Raw genomic sequence first — 19,225 nt, 5'->3', positions numbered from 1 at the left:
CGCACCGCACGCGGGTCCAATCGCCTGAAGTCCCTTTGCGCCGCAGGACGAAAGCGTCGCGACGACAATCCTGCCATGGATGTTGACGTCGCCCCAGCCTCCAGCGCGCCGCCACTGGTTCGGGCTCCGCTGCAATGGCAAAACCGGTTCTCGAGGCTCGGTGGGGCTTTTTACGCCCGGATCGCGCCTCAACCGCTGCCGGCGCCTTACTGGGTGGCTCGAAGCACCCGGCTCGGGGAGACGCTGGGCCTGCCGCCCCACTGGCTGGCCAGCGAGGAAGCCCTGGCGGTTTTTGCCGGCAACGCGCCGCTGGCGGGCAGTGCGCCGCTGGCGAGCGTCTACGGTGGCCACCAGTTCGGCCATTGGGCGGGGCAGCTCGGCGATGGCCGCGCGATTTTGCTTGGCGAGGTTCTGACGCCCAGCGGTGAGGGCATGGAGCTGCAGCTCAAAGGCAGTGGGCTCACACCGTTTTCGCGCATGGGCGACGGTCGGGCCGTGTTGCGCTCGAGCATCCGTGAGTTTCTGGCCAGCGAAGCCATGCATGCCTTGGGCGTGCCGACGACGCGCGCGCTGTGCATCGTGGGCTCGCCCGCGCCGGTGCTGCGCGAAACGGTGGAGACGGCGGCAGTGGTGACCCGCGCGGCGCCGAGCTTTCTGCGCTTTGGGCATTTCGAATATTTCGCCTGGCGCGGCAAGACCGAGGAACTGCGCGCCCTGCTCGACTATGCCGTCACGCACTTCTACCCGGAGTGCGAGCGGCAGGACGTGGCCGAGACGGCTTGCACGCTGCTGGCTGCCGTCACGGAACGCACGGCCGAGTTGTTGGCGCACTGGCAGGCGGTGGGCTTTTGCCACGGCGTGATGAACACCGACAACATGAGCCTGCTCGGGCTCACGCTCGACTACGGCCCGTTTGCCTTCCTCGACGCGTTCGAGCCTGGCCACATCTGCAACCATACCGACGTCTACGGACGCTATGCCTTCGATCGACAGCCCGAAGTGGCGCGCTGGAACCTGTATTGCCTGGCCGAAGCCTTGCTGCCGCTGATCGGTGAGCCCGAGCGCGCCGTGCAGGCCCTCACGCCCTACCCGCGGCGTTTCGCGGCGGCGTTTGAGGCGCGTATGCGGGCCAAGCTCGGGCTGACCGATGCCCAGCCGAGCGACGGCATCTTGATCGACGACGTGCTGGCGCTGCTGGTGCGCGAGCGGGTGGACTACACGATCTTCTGGCGTCGGCTCTCGCAGCACATCGCCGGCGACGCGCTCGCGCCCGTGCGCGACCTGTTCCTCGACCGACTCGCGTTCGACACCTGGATGCTCCGATATTCAGAGCGCCTTAGCTCCATTTCACGCCGGCAATCGGCTGCATTGATGCTCAAAACCAATCCCAAGTACATTTTGCGCAAGCATCTGGCCGAGGAGGTGATCCGGGCGGCGAGCGCGAGTGATTTCGCGCCGCTGGCCCGGTTGCAAACCGTGCTGGAGAGTCCCTTTGACGAGCACCCCGGCTGCGAATCGCTCGCCGACTTCCCGCCCGATTGGGCGGCCCAACTCCAACTGAGCTGTTCCTCATGAGCACGATCGAGAAAACCGACGACGAATGGCGCGCGTTGCTCGCGGCCAAGGGTGCCGAACCGCTGGCCTTCGAGGTGACGCGCCGTGCGGCCACCGAACGGCCCTTTACGGGCAAGTACGAACGGGTCTGGGCCGACGGCAGCTACCACTGCATCTGCTGCGGCCAGTTGCTGTTCGACTCGAGCACCAAGTTCGATGCGGGCTGCGGCTGGCCGAGCTTCAGCGAGGCCGTGCCCGGCGCCATCACCGAGCGCATCGACCGCAGCCACGGCATGGTGCGGGTGGAGACGGTCTGCAGCCAGTGCGGCGCGCACCTGGGCCATGTGTTCGAAGATGGCCCCGCACCCACCGGCCTGCGCTATTGCATGAATTCAGCCTCGCTAGACTTCGAGCCTCGCGCCCACGCGGCAAACCCTGCCGCCCCAGGCGACCCCAAGCCCCGCGCCGAATGAAAATCGCCCTCGACTTCTTTCCGATCCTGCTGTTTTTCGCAGCCTACAAGCTCGCCGACATTTACACCGCGACCGCCGTGCTGATGGCCGCCACCGTGTTGCAAATGGGCGCGATGTATGCGATCGACCGCAAGTTGACCGCCATGCACAAGATCACGCTGGCGCTGGTGCTCGGTTTTGGCGCCCTCACGCTGGGCCTGCACGATGAACGCTTCATCAAGTGGAAGCCCACCGTGCTGTATGCCGGGTTGGCGCTGGGGCTGGGGCTGGCTTTGTGGGTCTGGCGCAAAAATTATCTCCAGTTGTTGCTGGGCAGCCAGCTGAGCCTGCCGCCGCGGGTGTGGCACCGGCTCAACGTCGCCTGGGTGCTCTACTGCGCGTTCATGGCCGGCATCAACGGCGTCGTCGCGGCCTTCTTCAGCACCGAAACCTGGGTCAACTTCAAGCTCTGGGGCTATGCCTTCCCGCTCGTGTTCATCCTCGCTCAGGCGGTCTATATCTCGCGCCACCTCGAGGCCGAAGACGCCCACGAAGGACGGCAGCAATGAGCCGCGCGCGGCCCTTGCATGAGCAGATGGCCGAGCGGCTGCGCGAGCGCTTGCGCCCGACCCAGCTCGAAGTCATCGATGAAAGCGCGCTGCACGCGGGGCATGCGGGCGCGAACGGCAGCGGCGTCGGAACGCATTTCCGGGTGCGGATTGCCGCCCCGGTTTTCGAGGGCCGCAGCCGCGTGGCCCGGCATCGGCTTGTGTATGATGCGCTGCACGATTTTCTGGCCGCCGGCGTCCATGCCGTCGCCATCGAAATCCTCTGACGCGGGCCACCGGCTGCCCCCTCTTGGCCGTGGTCCACGCAACAGCCCCCTTTTCCAGACCCTCAAGGATCGTTCCATGAAGAAGCAAGTTCTGCGCACCGTCGCAGTGGCCACCATGCTCGGCGCGCTGTCGCTGGGTGCCCTCGCTCAAAACCTCGCCATCGTCAACGGCAAGCCCGTGCCCAAGTCGCGGCTGACGGCGCTCGAGCAGCAGCTTGCACGTTCGGGCCGCCCGGTTCCTCCTGAGATGAAGGATCAACTCAAGGACGAGGTCGTCACGCGAGAAATCTTCATGCAGGAAGCGACCAAGCGCGGCTTGGACGCGACGCAGGACTACAAGGAACAGCTGGAACTGGCCCGCCAGAGCATCCTGATCCGCGAACTGTTCGCCGACTACCAGAAGAAGAACCCGGTCACCGACGCCGAGCTGAAGGAAGAGTACGCCAAGTACGTCGCCGCCAACGGGGGCAAGGAGTACCGGGTTCGCCACATCCTGGTCGAGTCCGAAGAAGAGGCGAAAAAACTCATCGAGCAAATCAAGAACGGCGCGAAGTTCGAGGAGCTGGCCAAGAAGGCTTCGAAAGACCCCGGCTCGGCAGCCAACGGTGGCGATCTCGACTGGGCCAACGCCAACAGCTTCGTGCCCGAGTTTTCCAGCGCGATGGTGAAGCTCAGCAAAGGTCAAATGACCGAAACGCCCGTGAAGTCGCAATTCGGCTGGCACATCATTCGCGTCGACGATGTGCGTGACGCCAAGCTGCCGACCTTCGAAGAACTCACCGAGCAGCAAAAGCAGCAGTTGCGCGCCCAGCTCGCGCAGCAAAAGCTCGCAAAGTTCCAAGACGAGCTGCGCGCCAAGGCCAAGGTGCAGTAAACCGCGACGCCTCGCGCTCCCCCGAACAGCCCGGCCCGCGCCGGGCTTTTTTACGTACCCGCCCTGCTCCCCTTGGGTTCAGCGCAGCGCCTGCCATGCCATCAGCGCGCCTATCAGGACCGGCTGGTGCAGCATGTACCAGGTGAGGCTCCATCGACCGAGCGTCACCAGCGGGCGGGCGGGCGCCGGCACGCGAACCTGCAGCCACTGCGGCCGCGCGCGCATCAGCCATTGCCCGGCCGCCACTCCCCAGAGCATCACGCCCAGCCAGGGGAACACGGGCACGTAATCCTCGGTGATGGGCTTGCGGCTCACCCAGCCGAGCCAAGCGAGCCATCTTTCGTCAAAAATCCAAGGAAATGGCCCATATCCCAGCGTGGAATGGACCGCTTGCGCTATGAAAGGCGTAGCAATCGCAAGCGCGCCGAGCGGCCAGAGCCAGCGACCCACAGGCGCGCTCAAGCGTGCGATCACGAGCATGACCGCCAGCCCATGCAGCACGCCGAACCAGATGAAACTGCGCGGAAACATCAGGTACGAGCCCGCACTCACCAGCAGCGCGCAGCCAGCCACCTGCGCCCAGCGCCGCCAGAAGCGCGCCCAACCCTGCCCTTGGTGCCAAGCGATGGCCTGGCTCAGCCCCGCCGTCCACAGAAACAGACTCACGATGACCGTGCGCTGCAGGGTCCAAAACGGGTCCCGGTAGAAATCCGACTGCAGGTAGCCGAAGTGTCGCAGGTCGAAGCAGAAGTGATAAACCGTCATCCACACCACCGCCGCGCCCCGCAGGGCGTCGACGATCTCGAAACGGGTGGCGGATGGCTTAGAGAATCGCGGCACTCGCATGGCCCGAGCTTACCCGTATCGAAACCGAGCGCGCAGCCCGGATAATCGCCCGATGGCCTTACTTCCCCACCAGATCGAACTGCTGGCGCCCGCCCGCGATGCCGACATCGGCATCGAGGCGGTGAACCACGGCGCCGACGCCGTCTACATCGGCGGCCCGTCGTTCGGCGCCCGCGCCGCCGCCGACAACCCCGTCTCTGAAATCGAGCGGCTGGTCAAGCACGCGCACCGCTTTCATGCCCGCGTGTTCGTCACGCTCAACACCATCCTGCGTGACGACGAACTCGAGCCCGCGCGCCGCCTGGTGCATGAGCTTTGGAACGCGGGCGTGGACGCGCTCATCATCCAGGACATGGGCTTGCTCGAACTCGACCTGCCGCCCATCGAACTGCACGCCAGCACCCAGTGCGACATCCGCACACCCGAGAAGGCCCGCTTTCTGCAGGACGTGGGCTTATCGCAGCTCGTGCTCGCCCGCGAGCTCACGCTGGAACAAATCGCCGCCGTGCGCGCGGCAACCGATTCCGCGCGCAGCACGCTGGAGTTCTTCATCCATGGTGCGCTCTGCGTGGCCTACAGCGGGCAGTGCTACATCAGTGAAGCCCACACCGGACGCAGCGCCAACCGCGGCGACTGCTCGCAGGCCTGCCGCCTGCCCTATCAGGTGCTCGATGCCCAGGGCCGCTTCGTCGCGCACGACCAGCATGTGCTGTCGATGAAGGACAACAACCAGAGCGCGAACCTCGAAGCGCTCATCGACGCGGGCATCCGCAGCTTCAAGATCGAGGGCCGCTACAAAGACATGGGCTATGTGAAGAACATCACGGCCCACTACCGGGGCCTGCTCGACGGCTTGCTCGAAGCCCGCACGGACCTGGCCCGAGCCTCCGACGGGCGTTGCCGCTTCAGCTTCACCCCGGATCCGAACCAGAACTTCAACCGCGCCTTCACCGACTATTTCGTGCGCGGCCGACAGGCGGACATCGGCGCCTTCGACACGCCCAAGAACGCGGGGCAGCCGATGGGCTGGGTGGCGCGGGCCACCGCCGAGTTCTTCGAGTTCGAAGCCGACGACCCCACGCTCGAACTGCACAACGGCGACGGCCTGTGCTATTTCGATGCGCAGCAAGAGCTCATGGGCGCGCAGATCAACCGGGCCGAGCGCGCAGGCCCCAACGGCCTGTGGCGCGCCTGGCCCAAAGACCCCATGAGCAGCCTGCGCGACCTCCGCCGCGGCACCCGCATCCACCGCAACCGCGACATGGCCTGGGTCCGCGCGCTCGAGAAAAAATCCGCTGAGCGCCGCATCGGCGTGTGGATGCGCCTCGGTGAGACGCCCCATGCCGAAGGCCTGAGCCTGCTGCTCACCGACGAGGCCGGCCACGAGGCCCGCGCCGAGTTACCCCTGCCCTACGCAGCGCCGCGTGACGACGCCCCTGCGGCCGAGGCGCTGCGCGCGCAGCTCGCCCGGCTGGGCGAGACGATCTTCGAGCCGATCGACATCAGGCTGGATCTGCCGCGCCCGTGGTTCGTTCCACCCTCACAGCTCAACCGGCTGCGCCGCGACGCCATCGCGGCGCTCGAAGCCACGCGGGCCGCCGCATGGACGCGACCCCTGCGCGCCGCCCCGGTCGAGCCGCCGGTCGCCTACCCGGAAGACACGCTGAGCTACCTCGCCAACGTCTACAACCACAAGGCGCGTGACTTCTATGCCCGCCACGGCGTCAAGCTCATCGCTGCGGCGTTCGAGAGCCACGAGGAGGAAGGCGAAGTCAGCCTCATGATCACCAAGCACTGTGTGCGCTACTCGCTGAGCCTGTGCCCCAAGCAGGCCAAAGGCGTCACGGGTGTGCAAGGAACGGTGCGCGCCGAGCCGCTGACGCTGCAGCACGGCAACGAGCGTCTGACGCTGCGCTTTGACTGCAAACCCTGCGAAATGCATGTGGTCGGGCGCCTCAAGCCGCGCGTTCGCGCCGCCGCCCGCGAGTTGCCGCTGCAGTTCTACCGCACCCGGCCGTCGCGCTGACCTGAGAGGCTGATAGGGAATTGGTCATGCCCGCTTTGACGTCCCAAAACACGCCCGAGGGCGTTGCAACTGCGCGCCGTAGCCCGAGCTACGGCTGTGCTTTGCGCCTATACTCGGGCGCGTTTTGGGGCGCCCCTTCGGGCACGCCCAATTCCCTCTCAGCCTCTGAGCGCACCCATGGCCCGGATCTGGTTCGAATTTTTCCTCTGCGCGGGCCTGATCGGAACCGCGGGTTATCAGCTCTCGCGCTGGGGCGACGTGATCGCGCAGCGAACCGGGCTCGGCGGCAGCTGGATTGGGCTCACCCTCGTGGCCATGGTCACCTCGCTGCCCGAACTCGCCACTGGCCTCACCAGCGTCACGTTGGCCGATGCCCCAAACCTCGCCGTAGGCAACGCGCTGGGCAGTTGCGTGCTCAACCTCGCCTTTTTGGTTTTCGTCGATTTCCTCTATCGCGACGAGCCGGTATGGCGGCGCATGGCCGGGGGGCATGTGCTGGCTGCGGCGTTCGGAGTGATTCTGTTGGGCTTCACCCTCAGCGGAATCCTCGTGGGCCATCTGGGCAGCGCATCCGCCCACGCCGCGCTCGCGCGCTTTCCGGTGCTGGCCATCGGCGCGACCACGCCGGTCGTGCTGATGCTCTATTTGATAGCCATGCGCACGGTGTTTGCCTATGAGCGCAGCCACGGCGAAGCGCAGTCCCAGCCCGGCGCGGCTGCGACGGACGCGTCGGGTCCGAGCCTGCACACTGCGCTGCTTCGTTTTGCCTTCGCCGGCGCCGTCGTGGTGGGCGCTGGCCTGTGGCTGCCCTTCATTGCGAGCGAGCTCGCCGCGGTCATGGGTTGGAACAGAAGCTTCGTTGGCAGCCTGTTCCTCTCGGCGGTCACGACGCTGCCTGAAGCGGCGGTCACGCTCGCGGCACTGCGCATCGGCGCGGTGGACATGGCCATCGGGAATCTGTTGGGCAGCAATCTTTTCAACGTGACGATCATCGCGCTCGAAGATCTGTTCTACCGGCGCGGACCCCTGCTCGCCGAAGCCTCGCTGGTCCACACCGTCACCGCGGCCTCGGGCATCGTCATGACCGGGCTGGCCATCGTCGGCATGCTCTTCCGCCCGCGCTCCAGAGTGCTGCGCACGGTCGGTTGGGTCAGCGTTGGGCTCGCCGCGGTCTATTTGTTCAACACCTCCGTGCTGTTCCTCCATGGCGACTGAAGAACCCCGGGAAGCGACATCCAGCGCGCCAGACTGGCACCGGCAGGATGCGCGGCAAACCGTCGAGATCTGCGGGGTGGACCCCGACCGGGGTCTGTCCGCCGCCGAGGCAGCCAAGCGGCTCGCGCGCTGGGGTCCCAACCGCCTGCCGGGAGGAACCCAGCGCAGCCTCTGGCGCCTGGTGCTCGAGCAGTTCAACGATTTCATGGTGCTCGTGCTGCTCGCGGCCGCCGGGGTGTCGGGGCTGATCGGCGAGCGCACGGACACGGTGGTGATCCTGCTGATCGTCACGATCAACGCCAGCATCGGGGTGTTTCAACGCTGGCGCGCCGACCAAGCGCTGGCCGCGCTGCAAGGTCTGGCCGCACCCCGCGCACGGGTGCGCCGCGAGGGCCAATGGCGATCGGTTCCGGCAGAGGAGCTGGTCCCAGGCGACATCGTGGCGCTGGAAGCAGGCGACCAAGTCGGCGCCGACCTGCGGCTGATCGAGGTCGCGCAGCTGCAGGTCGACGAATCCGCGCTCACCGGCGAATCGGTGAGCGTGGCCAAGCACACCGAGGCGCTCGATGGTCCCCAACTCATGCTCGGTGACCGCGCCAACATGGCGTTCAAGGGAACCCTGGTCACCCACGGCCGCGCGATCGGCGTCGTGGTGGCAACGGGTTCCGCCACCGAACTCGGCAAGATTGCGCGTTTGTTGGGCGAAGCGGGCGAGCGCCTCACGCCGCTGCAGCAACGGCTCGCGGATTTCGGGCGGCGGCTGACCTGGGTCATCCTGGGCATCTGCATCGTGATCTTCGTCGCGGGCCTGTTGCGCGGCGAACCGGCCCTGCTGATGGCCCTGACCGCGATCAGCCTGGCGGTGGCCGCGATCCCCGAAGCCCTGCCCGCGGTGGTCACCGTGCTGCTGGCCCTCGGGGCGCGCAAGATGGTGCGCCACCATGTGCTCGCCCGTCGGCTCTCGGCGGTCGAGTCGCTGGGCTCGGTCACCTTCATCTGTTCGGACAAGACCGGCACGCTGACGCGCAACCGGATGCATGCCGAACGTCTCCTGGCTTCTGGACGCCGCTGGCAAACGCAGGACGCCCAAGCGCCCGAGGGCTTCGAGCCGCTGCTGCGGGCGGCCACACTGTGCAATGACGCGCATCGGGCGCCGCAGGGCCCGGCAGCCAGCGGGTCGGATGGGCGTTGGCGCGGAGACCCGACCGAAGTTGCCTTGGTGGAGCTCGCCGCGCTCGCCGGCCTCGACAAATCGGCACTGGACGCCCAAACCCCGCGGCTGGCCGAACTGCCTTTCGATGCGACGCGCAAGCGCATGACGAGCTTTCACCGTGTCGGCGAGCGCATCCTGGCCTATACCAAGGGGGCGCCTGAGAGCGTGCTTCCACGCTGCAACCAGGTACTCGGCGCCAACGGTCGACCCGAGCCGATCGACGTCGCTGCCTGGCTCGCCGATGCGGAAGCGCTGGCCGCGCAAGGGCTGCGCGTACTGGCGCTGGCACAAAAGGAACATGCGGCGGTACCGGGCGCTCCCGAACCCGAGCGGGACGAATCCGGCTTGACCTTGCTCGGGCTCGTCGGCCTGATCGACCCGCCGCGGCCCGAGGCGGCGCACGCGGTGCGGGAGTGCCGGCAGGCTGGCATCACACCGGTGATGATCACGGGCGACCATCCCGCCACCGCGCGTGCGATTGCGCACCGCATCGGCATCCTCGACGACGCGCGTGAGGCGGTGCTCAGCGGCCCGGAGCTGGCGTCGATGGACGACGACGCGCTGCGCGCGCGCGTGCGTGCGGTTCGCGTCTACGCCCGGATGGATCCGGCCCAGAAAATCCGCATCGTCGAGGCGCTGCAGCGCGAAGGTGAATTCGTTGCCATGACGGGCGATGGCGTCAACGACGCCCCGGCGCTCAAGCGCGCCGACATCGGCGTCGCCATGGGTCAGGGCGGGACCGACGTGGCCCGCGAAGCCGCTGGCCTGGTGCTGCTCGACGACAACTTCGCCTCGATCGTCGCTGCGGTGCGTGAAGGGCGGCGCATCTACGACAACATCCGCAAGTTCGTGCGCTACGCCATGACCGGCAACTCGGCCGAAATCTGGGTGCTGATGCTCGCGCCCATGGTCGGGCTGCCTTTGCCGCTGTTGCCCATCCACATCCTGTGGGTCAATCTGCTCACCGATGGTCTGCCGGGCCTGGCGCTGGCGGCCGAGCCGGGCGAGCCCGACTTGATGCGCCGTCCGCCGAGACCGCCGAAAGAGAGCCTTTTCGCCCATGGCATGGCGGCGCATATCCTCGGCTTTGGGCTGCTGATCGCCGGGCTGTGCCTGGCGATCCAGGCCTGGGCACTGCACAGCGCCCAGGCGCATTGGCAGACCATGGTGTTCACCGTGCTCACCTTCGGACAGCTCGCGCACATTCTGGCCATACGCTCGGAGACACAAGCGCTCTGGCGACTTGGACTGAGGTCGAACTGGCCGCTGCTGGGGACCGTACTTGGAACCATCGCGCTGCAGCTGGCCGTGATCTATGTGCCCGCGCTCAACCCGATCTTCCGCACCGAGCCGCTCGATGTCGCCGACTTGGGCCTCTGCTTGGGTTCTGCGCTGCTGGTCTGGCTCGCCGTCGAAGGCGAAAAAGCCTGGCGCCGCCGTCGCACGCGCGGCGCTGCGTCACTCTAGCGAGGCTGAGCGGGGCATCGTCTCGCTCCGGGTTGCGCAGCCGGGTTCTCTGCCGTCCCCGACCCGCAGCCCCCTGCAGGCCTCAGCCTCTCAGCCCGTGGGGCCGGTCCCTCGTAGACGCTGCACCACACCCCAAGCCCCAGCCACCAGAGCGCCCAGCGCCAAACCGACGCCCGCGCCCAGCAGGAGCGTCAGCACGGCGGGCCAAGCCCCCGCCGGCGGCCAGTTGTGGCTCTGTTCGGCGACGGCTTCGATCGCGTGATGCAGCGGCGGCAAGCCGTGAGCGAGGATGCCACCACCTACCGTGAACATCGCCGCCGTGCCCAGCACCGAAAGCGCGCGCATGAATCGAGGCGCAGCCCGCAAGATGCCCCGGCCGATCGCACGCGACAGCGCCCGGGGCCGGACGCTGAGCCAAAGACCGAAGTCGTCGGCCTTGACGATCGCTGCCACCAGGCCGTAGACCCCAACGGTCATCAGCACGGCGATGCCCACGAGCACCGCGACGCGTTGCCCGAGCGGCGCCTCGGCCACCGTGCCGAGCGCAATGACGATGATTTCGGCCGACAACACGAAGTCGGTGCGCACGGCACCGGCGATTTTGTCCGCCTCGAGTTGCGTGGGGTCTATGGAGGCGGGCGCCGGGCGAGCGGCAGGCACCTCGCTGGATGCCCCATGCGGCAACCAGCGAGAGAGCAGTTTCTCCGCGCCCTCGAAGCACAAATACGTGCCGCCCAGCATGAGCAGCGGTGTCACCGCCCAAGGCGCGAAGGCGCTGATGGCAAGCGCAGCCGGGACCAGGATGGCCTTGTTCTTCAAGGAGCCCTTGGCGACCGCCCAGACGACGGGAAGTTCGCGATCCGGGTCGACGCCGTGCACCTGCTGCGCATTGAGCGCCAGGTCGTCGCCAAGCACGCCCGAGGTCTTGGCCGCCGCCGTCTTGGTCATGACCGAGACATCGTCGAGCAGCGTCGCGATGTCGTCGAGAAGCGCGAGCAGGCTGGCAGCGGCCACGGTTGACTCGATCGCTTACCCGACCCAGCGCCGGGCGTTGCGCCAGATACGCATCCAGGGGCTGGCCGCGGCGGGGTCGAGCGGGGTCCAGCTCATCTGGATGTTGCGGAACACCCGCTCCGGGTGCGGCATCATGGCCGTGAAGCGACCATCGGCCGTGGTGACGGCGGTGAGACCGCCGGGGCTGCCGTTGGGGTTGTACGGATACACCTCGGTGGGCTGGCCGTGGGGGTCGACGAAGCGCATCGCGCCGATCACGCGGCCCGCGTCACCGCGGTGGCGGAAGTTGGCGTAGCCCTCGCCGTGCGCGACCGCGATCGGCAGGCGGCTGCCGGCCATGCCGGCGAAGAACAGGCTGGGCGAGTCGAGCACTTCGACGAGGGAAAAGCGGGCTTCGAAGCGTTCACTTTGGTTGGTCGTGAAGCGCGGCCAGTGTTCGGCGCCTGGGATGATGTCGGCGAGTTCGGCGAACATCTGGCAGCCGTTGCACACGCCGAGCCCAAAGGTATCCGGTCGGGCGAAAAACTGCTGAAATTGCTCCGACAGCCCGCGGTTGAAGGTGATCGAGCGCGCCCAGCCGATGCCCGCGCCCAGCGTGTCGCCGTAGGAAAACCCACCGCAGGCGACGATGCCCTGGTAGTCGGCAAGCCGCGCGCGCCCAGCCAGCAGGTCGGTCATGTGCACGTCGTCGGCATCGAAACCGGCCTCGGTGAAGGCATAGGCCATCTCCACATGCGAGTTCACCCCCTGCTCGCGCAGGATGGCCACGCGCGGCCGCGCGAGGTTCAGGTAGGGCGCGGCCACGTCGTCCGATGGGTCGAAGCTCAGAGCGACGTGCAGGCCGGGATCGTCCGCACGGCCGGCCGCCGCGTGTTCGGCGTCGGCACACTCGGGGTTGTCGCGCTCGCGGCAGATCTTCCAACTCACCTCGTCCCAGCGTTGATGCAGCTCGGCCAGCGGCGCGCTGAAAATTTCGCGCGCGTCGCGCCACACCGACAGCGCACTCTTGCCGACCGCGATCGGCGAGGCTTCGGGCCGGGTCTTGCCGATGGGGTGGCTGCAGGCACCCAGGCCGTGCGCGCGCAGCGTCTGCAACACGGCGTCCCGCTGCGCGGTGCGCACCTGCAACACCACCCCGAGCTCCTCGTTGAAGAGGGCCTTGAGGGTTTGCTCTTCCCGCCGCGCGCTGACTTGGGCCGCCCAATTCTTGGCGTCACCCACATCGGCGCGGCTGTCGCTGATCCCGTCGCCCTCGGTGACGAGCAGGTCCACGTTGAGCGCCACGCCCACATGGCCGGCGAAGGCCATTTCGGCCACGGCGGCGAACAGCCCCCCGTCGCTGCGGTCGTGGTAGGCCAGAATGGCGCCACGGGCGCGCAATTCGTTGACCGCGTCGACCAGCCGCCGCAGATCGGCCGCTTCGTCGAGGTCGGGCACGGGGCCGCCGGCCTGGTCCAGCACCTGGGCGAGGATGCTCCCACCCATGCGCATGCGGCCACGGCCCAGGTCGACCAGGATGAGCGTGCTGTCCTCGCACGCTGCGTCGAGCTGCGGGGTGAGCGTGCCGCGTACGTCGTCGAGCGTGGCAAACGCGCTCACGATCAGGCTCACCGGCGAGACGACCTTGCGGGCCTCGCCCTCGTGCGTCCATTGCGTGCGCATCGACAAACTGTCTTTGCCGACCGGGATCGACACCCCGAGCGCCGGGCACAGCTCGAGGCCGACCGCCTTGACCGTGTCGTAGAGCGCCGCGTCCTCGCCGGGCTCACCGCACGCGGCCATCCAGTTGGCCGAGAGCTTGACGCGATTGAGCTCGATCGGCGCAGCCAGCAGGTTGGTGATGGCCTCGGCCACAGCCATGCGGCCAGAAGCCGGCGCATCGGTCGCGGCCAGCGGCGTGCGCTCGCCCATGCTCATCGCCTCGCCCGCAAAGCCCGCGTAATCGGCCAGCGTCACCGCGCAGTCGGCCACCGGCACTTGCCAAGGGCCGACCATCTGGTCGCGGTGCGTGAGTCCACCCACGGTGCGGTCGCCGATGGTGATGAGAAAGCGCTTGGACGCCACCGTCGGGTGCCCGAGCACCTCGTGCACGGCCTGCGACAGCGTGACGCCGGTGAGGTCGAGCACGCCGGCCTCGCGCGACACGCGCTGCACGTCGCGCGTCATGCGCGGGGGTTTGCCGAGCAACACATCCATCGGCATGTCGACCACCGCCGTCGCGCCGTCTTCGACGACGAGCGTGCGCGCCTCGGTGGCACGGCCGACGACGGCAAACGGGCAACGCTCCCGCGCACAGATGGCCGCAAAAGCGTCGAGCGACTCGGGGGCGATGGCCAGCACATAGCGCTCCTGGCTTTCGTTGCACCAAATCTCGCGCGGCGACAGCCCCGACTCTTCGAGCGGGATGGCGCGTAGGTCGAAGCGCGCACCGCGACCGGCATCGTTCGTCAGTTCGGGGAAAGCGTTGGAGAGCCCACCCGCACCCACGTCGTGAATGGCCAGAATCGGATTGGCCTCACCCTGGGCCCAACAGGCGTTGATGACTTCCTGCGCGCGGCGCTCGATCTCGGGGTTGCCGCGCTGCACCGAGTCGAAGTCCAGTTCGGCGGCGTTCGCGCCGGTGGCCATCGAACTCGCCGCCCCGCCGCCCATGCCGATGCGCATGCCCGGCCCACCCAGTTGCACCAGCAGCGTGCCGGCCGGGAACGCCACCTTGTGGGTGAGCCGCGCGTCGATCTGGCCCAGGCCGCCCGCAATCATGATGGGTTTGTGGTAGCCGCGCTGCACACCGGCCACCTGCTGCTCGTATTCGCGGAAGTAGCCCGCGAGATTGGGCCGACCAAACTCGTTGTTGAATGCCGCCCCGCCGAGCGGCCCTTCGATCATGATCTGCAAGGGGCTGGCGATGTGCGCGGGCTTGCCCCCCGGCGCATCGGCAAGCCCACCCCAGAGCTTGCCCACGGTGAAGCCCGTCAAACCCGCTTTGGGCTCGGAACCGCGACCGGTGGCGCCCTCGTCGCGGATTTCCCCACCCGCGCCGGTGGCCGCACCAGGAAAAGGCGAGATCGCCGTGGGGTGGTTGTGGGTCTCCACCTTCATCAGCACATGCTGCAGCAGAGTCTCTTTTTGATAGCAAGGAACGACCGAATCACGCCGGGATTCTTGGGTTTTTGCCACAAAAACCTCGGTCGGACGGCCTTCGATGACCGAAGCGTTGTCGGAGTACGCCACGACCGTGTGCTGCGGCGCCATGCGGTGCGTGTGGCGGATCATCGCGAATAGGCTCTGTTCCTGCGGCGTGCCGTCGATGATGAACTGGGCGTTGAAAATCTTGTGCCGGCAATGTTCGCTGTTGGCCTGCGCGAACATCATCAGTTCGACATCCGTCGGGTTGCGACCCAGCCGCGTGAACGCATCGACCAGGTAGTCGATCTCGTCGTCGGCCAGCGCCAGGCCCCAGGCTTGGTTGGCCCGAACCAAGGCCTCGCGGCCACCGCCGAGCACATCGACATGCTCGAGCGGTGCTGGCGGCAGCTCGGCAAAGAGGGCGCGGACGGCCTCCCGGTCGGGCAAGACCGATTCGGTCATGCGGTCATGCAGCACGGCCGCCAGCCGCTCGCGCGTGCCCGCATCGACGCTCGCCCGGCCCAGCAGCGGCGACTTGAGCGTCAGATGGAACTCCGTCACGCGCTCGATGCGGTGCACGGCCAGCCCACAGTTGCGGGCAATGTCGGTTGCCTTGGAGGCCCAGGGTGAAATCGTTCCGACGCGCGGCGCCACGATGAGCCGCAGCGCATCGCCGGCCGTCTGGCCCTCGAACGTTTCCCCGTACCGCAGCAAGGCGGCCAGCCGATCCTGCAGCGTCGCATCGGGCGGGGCATCGGTCGCGACCACATGCACGAAGCGGGCCGCCAAGCCCTGCACCCGCGGGTCGATGGCCTGCAGCCGCGGCAACAGTTGACGGATACGGAACGGACTGAGCGCATTCGCGCCATCGAATAGGGTCAGATTGGGAGCTGTCACGCGCGGGGCCCGGGTTGGAGCGGGGAAAAGGGGGTGGCGGAGTGGACTTCGGGCGCTTGCGCCTAGCGACGCGGTTACAGGCCCGAAAAGCGCCTGATTTTAAAGGGGCCTGAACGATGCCCAAGCCGGCCCAAGGGGGTGAATGGGATAATTGGGCCATGAGCATTCACCTACACACCGAGGAAGAAATCCAGGGCATGCGCGTGGTCGGGCAACTCACCGGCCGTTTGCTCGACTACCTCACCCCTTTCGTCCAGCCGGGCATCACCACCAACGAGCTCGACCGCCTGGCCGAAACCTACACCACGGAGGTGCTCGGAGCGATCTCCGCGCCGCTGAACTACCAGCCGCCGGGCCACGCGCCCTACCCCAAGTCGATCTGCACCTCCATCAACCACCAGGTCTGCCACGGCATTCCCAATGACAAGCCGCTCAAAAAAGGCGACATCGTCAACATCGACGTCACCCTCATCAAGGACGGCTGGCACGGCGATTCGAGCCGCATGTTCATCGTCGGCGACGCATCGATCGCGGCCAAACGCCTCTGCGCGCTGACCTATGAAGCCCTGTGGCTGGGCATCGAGCAGGTGCGGCCCGGGGCGCATTTGGGCGACATCGGTCACGCCATCCAGAGCTTCGCCGAGCGCCACGGCCTGAGCGTCGTGCGCGAGTTCTGCGGCCACGGCATCGGCCGCAAATTCCATGACGAGCCGCAGGTGCTGCATTACGGCCGGCCCGGCACGCTCGAGCGGCTCGAGGCCGGCATGATCTTCACCATCGAGCCCATGCTCAACGCCGGCCGGCGCGACATCAAGGAACTGGGCGATGGCTGGACCATCGTCACCAAGGACCGGTCGCTGTCGGCGCAATGGGAGCACACGATTTTGGTCACGCCCACGGGTTACGAGGTGCTCACGCAGTCCGAGGGCGCGCCACCGCCACCCGCGTTCGTGCGGGGCTTCGCCGCCTCGACTGCGTAAGAGGCTGAACGCTCAAGCGACGGCCCATGTCGAGCGAGCCCTGCCCCGCCAGTCTGGAAGCAGCCCCCTTGAGCCGGCGCGAGCGCTTCCTGCGCGACAAGGCGGCCCTCTTCGCCCCGCATGAGCGCGGCCGTTCGACCCGGGGCTTGCGGCAAACGCTGCGTCGCGCGGCGGCTCTCGTCGACGATCTGCTGCGCGCCCTCTGGACCGACGCCGGCATCCCGACCGGTGCCGCGCTCGCGGCCGTCGGCGGCTATGGCCGCGGGGAGCTCTACCCCCAATCGGACGTCGACGTCCTGATCCTGCTGCCAGAGGCCGACGCGCCCGATCCCCAGGCCGAGGCCGTCCTCAAAACAGCGATCGAGCGCTTCATCGGCCTGTGCTGGGACAGCGGCCTGGAAATTGGCGCCTCGGTCCGCAGCATCGACGAATGCGTGAGTGAGGCGGCGCGGGACATCACCATCCAAACCGCGATGCTCGAAGCGCGGCTCATCTTGGGTGACCGCGCACTGTACGCCCGCTTCCAGACGCGCTTTGCCTCCGCGCTCGACCCCCAGGCGTTTTTCGTCGCCAAGACGCTCGAGATGCGTCAGCGGCACCAGAAGTTTGAGAACACCCCCTACGCGCTCGAGCCCAACTGCAAAGAATCACCGGGCGGGCTGCGTGACCTGCAAGTGATCCTCTGGGTGGCGAAGGCGGCGGGGCTCGGACAGAGCTGGAGCGACCTGGAACGCCGAGGGCTCGCCACCGCCCTCGAGGTTCGTCAGCTCAAACGCAACGAGGCGCTGCTCGCCTTGATCCGCGTGCGGCTCCACCTGGCCGCGCGTCGCCGGGAAGACCGGCTCATTTTCGACCTGCAAACCGCGCTTGCCGAGTCCTTCGGCGAGGTCGATCGGTATGCCAAGAACGGCCGCCTGCAGCAGCGCGCCAGCGAGGCGCTGATGCGCCGGTACTACTGGGCCGCGAAAGCCGTCACCCAGCTCAACCAAATCCTCATACTCAACATCGAGGAGCGGCTGAGCACCGCCGCGGCTGGCACCCCGCAGGCTTTGCGCCGGATCAACGACCGCTTTTGGGACAAGGCTGGGATGATCGAAGTCGCCGACGACGATCTCTATCGACGCCAGCCCCACGCCATCCTGGAAACCTTCCTCATCTACCAAACCACGGTCGGTGTGAAAGGGCTCTCCGCGCGCACCCTGCGCGCGCTCTACAACGCGCGGCGGCTGATGGACGCGCGATTCCGTCGAGATCCGGCCAACCGCGCAACCTTCCGCCAAATCCTGCAGCAGCCGCAGGGCATCACCCACGCGATGCGCCTGATGAACCAGACCTCGGTGCTCGGGCGCTACCTATGGGCCTTTCGTCGCACCGTGGGTCAAATGCAGCACGACCTGTTCCATGTGTACACGGTCGACCAGCATATCCTCATGGTTTTGCGCAACGTCCGCCGTTTCTTCATCGCGGAGCATGCGCACGAGTACCCCCATTGCTCGCAGCTCGCAGCCAGTTGGGAACAGCCCTGGATCCTCTATCTGGCCGCGCTGTTTCACGACATCGGCAAAGGCCGCGGCGGGGACCACTCCGAGATCGGCGCGCGTGAGGTCCGCCGGTTTTGCCGCGCGCACCAAATCGAAGGCGAGGCGGCCGATCTGGCGGAATTTCTCGTGCGCGAGCATCTGCTGATGAGCCACGTCGCCCAGAAGCAGGACCTCGGCGACCCGGCCGTCATCGAAGCCTTTGTGCGCCGCGTGGGAACCGAGCGGCGACTGACCGGCCTCTATCTGCTGACGGTTGCCGACATCCGCGGCACCAGCCCCAAGGTCTGGAACGCCTGGAAGGGCAAGCTGCTCGAAGACCTCTACCGCGCCAGCCTACGTGCGCTCGGCGGCGCACGCACCGATGCGGCAGCCGCCGTCGCCGAACGCAAACGCGAGGCCCAGGTGCTGCTGGCCCTGCACGCCCAACCGCACTCGGCCCATCAAGCCTTGTGGGACACGCTCGACCTCGGCTACTTCATGCGGCATGACGCCAATGAACTCGCTTGGCATGCGCGCCAGATCAGCCGCCACCGGGCCCTGCACGCACAAAAGCAGCCCGATGCCCCCTTGCCGCCGCTGGTGCGCGCCCGTCATTCACCACTGGGTGAAGGTCTGCAGGTGCTCGTCTATTGCCGCGATCAAGCCGACCTGTTCGCGCGCCTCTGCGCCTATTTCGATCGCGCCAACTTCAACGTGCTCGACGCCAAAGTCCACACCACCAGCGACGGCTACGCGCTCGACACCTTCCAGGTCGTCACCGACCTGCAGCCGGAACACTATCGCGAGTGGATCACGATGATCGAAAAAGGCCTCAGCGATGCGATCGGTACCGACGGACCCCTTCCTCCGCCGCGCCGCGGCCGCCCCTCGCGCCGCGTGCGCAGCTTCCCGGTCACACCACGCATCGACCTGCGCCCGGATGAGAAAGGGCAACGCTGGTTGCTCTTCGTCTCCACCAGCGACCGGCCCGGCCTGCTCTATGCGATCGCGCGCGTCCTCGCCCAGCACCGGGTAAGCATCCAACTCGCAAAAATCAGCACCCTGGGTGAGCGTGTCGAAGACACCTTCGTGGTCGAGGGGGACGAGCTGCAACACGCCCGCCGCCAACTCGAAATCGAAACCGAATTGCTGCAAGCCATCGCGCCGCAGTGAGCGTCCCGCGCGATGGGTTCAGCCCTGCCACGG

General features: G+C 67.3%; 13 protein-coding genes. 10 read left to right on the top strand and 3 right to left on the bottom strand.

Features of this window, described 5'->3' with window-relative positions; genetic code table 11:
• Nucleotides 1–75: 75 nt before the first annotated feature.
• The 5 genes from EDC62_RS06055 to EDC62_RS06035 all read left to right on the top strand — a co-directional run bounded on the left by EDC62_RS06055 (nucleotide 76) and on the right by EDC62_RS06035 (nucleotide 3,715).
• Complete coding sequence (locus EDC62_RS06055; RefSeq protein ID WP_124221600.1) at nucleotides 76–1,575, top strand: protein adenylyltransferase SelO; 1,500 nt, start codon at nucleotides 76–78, stop codon at nucleotides 1,573–1,575.
• A complete protein-coding gene (gene msrB, locus EDC62_RS06050) occupies nucleotides 1,572–2,027 on the top strand; it encodes a peptide-methionine (R)-S-oxide reductase MsrB (protein ID WP_124221597.1) in 456 nt (151 codons plus the stop codon). Before EDC62_RS06055 ends, msrB begins: the two co-directional genes overlap by 4 nt.
• Nucleotides 2,024–2,575, top strand: a complete 552-nt coding sequence (locus EDC62_RS06045; protein ID WP_124221595.1) for a septation protein A — start codon at nucleotides 2,024–2,026, stop codon at nucleotides 2,573–2,575. The genes msrB and EDC62_RS06045 overlap by 4 nt, the downstream gene beginning before the upstream one ends.
• Nucleotides 2,572–2,841: a BolA family protein gene (locus EDC62_RS06040; protein ID WP_124221592.1), complete on the top strand. Its 270-nt coding sequence runs from the start codon at nucleotides 2,572–2,574 to the stop codon at nucleotides 2,839–2,841. Before EDC62_RS06045 ends, EDC62_RS06040 begins: the two co-directional genes overlap by 4 nt.
• Nucleotides 2,842–2,917: 76 nt before the next feature.
• Nucleotides 2,918–3,715 carry a peptidylprolyl isomerase gene (locus EDC62_RS06035; protein ID WP_124221590.1) on the top strand — a complete coding sequence of 266 codons (798 nt, stop codon included), beginning with the start codon at nucleotides 2,918–2,920 and terminating at the stop codon, nucleotides 3,713–3,715.
• 78 nt (nucleotides 3,716–3,793) lie between these two features.
• Here EDC62_RS06035 and EDC62_RS06030 read toward each other — a convergent pair whose 3' ends face one another.
• Complete coding sequence (locus EDC62_RS06030) at nucleotides 3,794–4,561, bottom strand: acetyltransferase domain-containing protein (RefSeq protein ID WP_124221587.1); 768 nt, start codon at nucleotides 4,559–4,561, stop codon at nucleotides 3,794–3,796.
• 52 nt (nucleotides 4,562–4,613) lie between these two features.
• Between EDC62_RS06030 and EDC62_RS06025 the strand changes: the two genes are divergently transcribed.
• The 3 genes from EDC62_RS06025 (at nucleotide 4,614) to EDC62_RS06015 (ending at nucleotide 10,482) form a co-directional block, all read left to right on the top strand.
• The gene (locus tag EDC62_RS06025; RefSeq protein WP_124221585.1) at nucleotides 4,614–6,587 is read left to right on the top strand and encodes a peptidase U32 family protein; all 1,974 of its coding nucleotides are present in this window, start codon (nucleotides 4,614–4,616) and stop codon (nucleotides 6,585–6,587) included.
• Nucleotides 6,588–6,764: 177 nt separating this feature from the next.
• Nucleotides 6,765–7,802 carry a sodium:calcium antiporter gene (locus tag EDC62_RS06020; protein WP_211330934.1) on the top strand — a complete coding sequence of 346 codons (1,038 nt, stop codon included), beginning with the start codon at nucleotides 6,765–6,767 and terminating at the stop codon, nucleotides 7,800–7,802.
• The gene (locus tag EDC62_RS06015) at nucleotides 7,792–10,482 is read left to right on the top strand and encodes a cation-translocating P-type ATPase (protein WP_124221582.1); all 2,691 of its coding nucleotides are present in this window, start codon (nucleotides 7,792–7,794) and stop codon (nucleotides 10,480–10,482) included. The genes EDC62_RS06020 and EDC62_RS06015 overlap by 11 nt, the downstream gene beginning before the upstream one ends.
• A gap of 90 nt (nucleotides 10,483–10,572) precedes the next feature.
• Here the strand turns inward: EDC62_RS06015 and EDC62_RS06010 are convergent, their stop codons facing one another.
• Together EDC62_RS06010 and purL are read right to left on the bottom strand one after the other, a co-directional pair.
• A complete protein-coding gene (locus tag EDC62_RS06010; protein ID WP_124221579.1) occupies nucleotides 10,573–11,496 on the bottom strand; it encodes a DUF808 domain-containing protein in 924 nt (307 codons plus the stop codon).
• Between the two features lie 15 nt (nucleotides 11,497–11,511).
• Entirely contained in the window at nucleotides 11,512–15,519 is a 4,008-nt protein-coding gene (purL, locus tag EDC62_RS06005) for a phosphoribosylformylglycinamidine synthase (RefSeq protein ID WP_124221576.1), read from the bottom strand.
• Between the two features lie 158 nt (nucleotides 15,520–15,677).
• Here purL and map point away from each other — a divergent pair, with 158 nt between their 5' ends.
• Entirely contained in the window at nucleotides 15,678–16,499 is an 822-nt protein-coding gene (gene map, locus EDC62_RS06000) for a type I methionyl aminopeptidase (RefSeq protein WP_124221573.1), read from the top strand.
• 26 nt (nucleotides 16,500–16,525) lie between these two features.
• On the top strand, nucleotides 16,526–19,192 hold the full coding sequence (locus EDC62_RS05995) for a [protein-PII] uridylyltransferase (RefSeq protein ID WP_124221570.1): 2,667 nt from the start codon (nucleotides 16,526–16,528) through the stop codon (nucleotides 19,190–19,192).
• The last annotated feature ends 33 nt before the right edge of the window (nucleotides 19,193–19,225 follow it).

Source organism: Tibeticola sediminis, from assembly GCF_003843835.1.
GTDB lineage: Bacteria > Pseudomonadota > Gammaproteobacteria > Burkholderiales > Burkholderiaceae_C > Tibeticola > Tibeticola sediminis.
This window is presented reverse-complemented; position numbering and strand designations above follow the sequence as displayed.

Excerpts from the sequence above, each read along its gene's own strand:
- EDC62_RS06055 (WP_124221600.1), top strand. The coding sequence starts at position 76 with ATGGATGTTGACGTCGCCCCAGCCTCCAGCGCGCCGCCACTGGTTCGG.
- msrB (WP_124221597.1), top strand. The coding sequence starts at position 1,572 with ATGAGCACGATCGAGAAAACCGACGACGAATGGCGCGCGTTGCTCGCG.
- EDC62_RS06040 (WP_124221592.1), top strand. The coding sequence starts at position 2,572 with ATGAGCCGCGCGCGGCCCTTGCATGAGCAGATGGCCGAGCGGCTGCGC.
- EDC62_RS06025 (WP_124221585.1), top strand. The coding sequence starts at position 4,614 with ATGGCCTTACTTCCCCACCAGATCGAACTGCTGGCGCCCGCCCGCGAT.
- EDC62_RS06015 (WP_124221582.1), top strand. The coding sequence starts at position 7,792 with ATGGCGACTGAAGAACCCCGGGAAGCGACATCCAGCGCGCCAGACTGG.
- EDC62_RS05995 (WP_124221570.1), top strand. The coding sequence starts at position 16,526 with ATGTCGAGCGAGCCCTGCCCCGCCAGTCTGGAAGCAGCCCCCTTGAGC.
- map (WP_124221573.1), top strand. The coding sequence starts at position 15,678 with ATGAGCATTCACCTACACACCGAGGAAGAAATCCAGGGCATGCGCGTG.
- EDC62_RS06045 (WP_124221595.1), top strand. The coding sequence starts at position 2,024 with ATGAAAATCGCCCTCGACTTCTTTCCGATCCTGCTGTTTTTCGCAGCC.
- EDC62_RS06030 (WP_124221587.1), bottom strand. The coding sequence starts at position 4,561 with ATGCGAGTGCCGCGATTCTCTAAGCCATCCGCCACCCGTTTCGAGATC.
- EDC62_RS06035 (WP_124221590.1), top strand. The coding sequence starts at position 2,918 with ATGAAGAAGCAAGTTCTGCGCACCGTCGCAGTGGCCACCATGCTCGGC.
- EDC62_RS06020 (WP_211330934.1), top strand. The coding sequence starts at position 6,765 with ATGGCCCGGATCTGGTTCGAATTTTTCCTCTGCGCGGGCCTGATCGGA.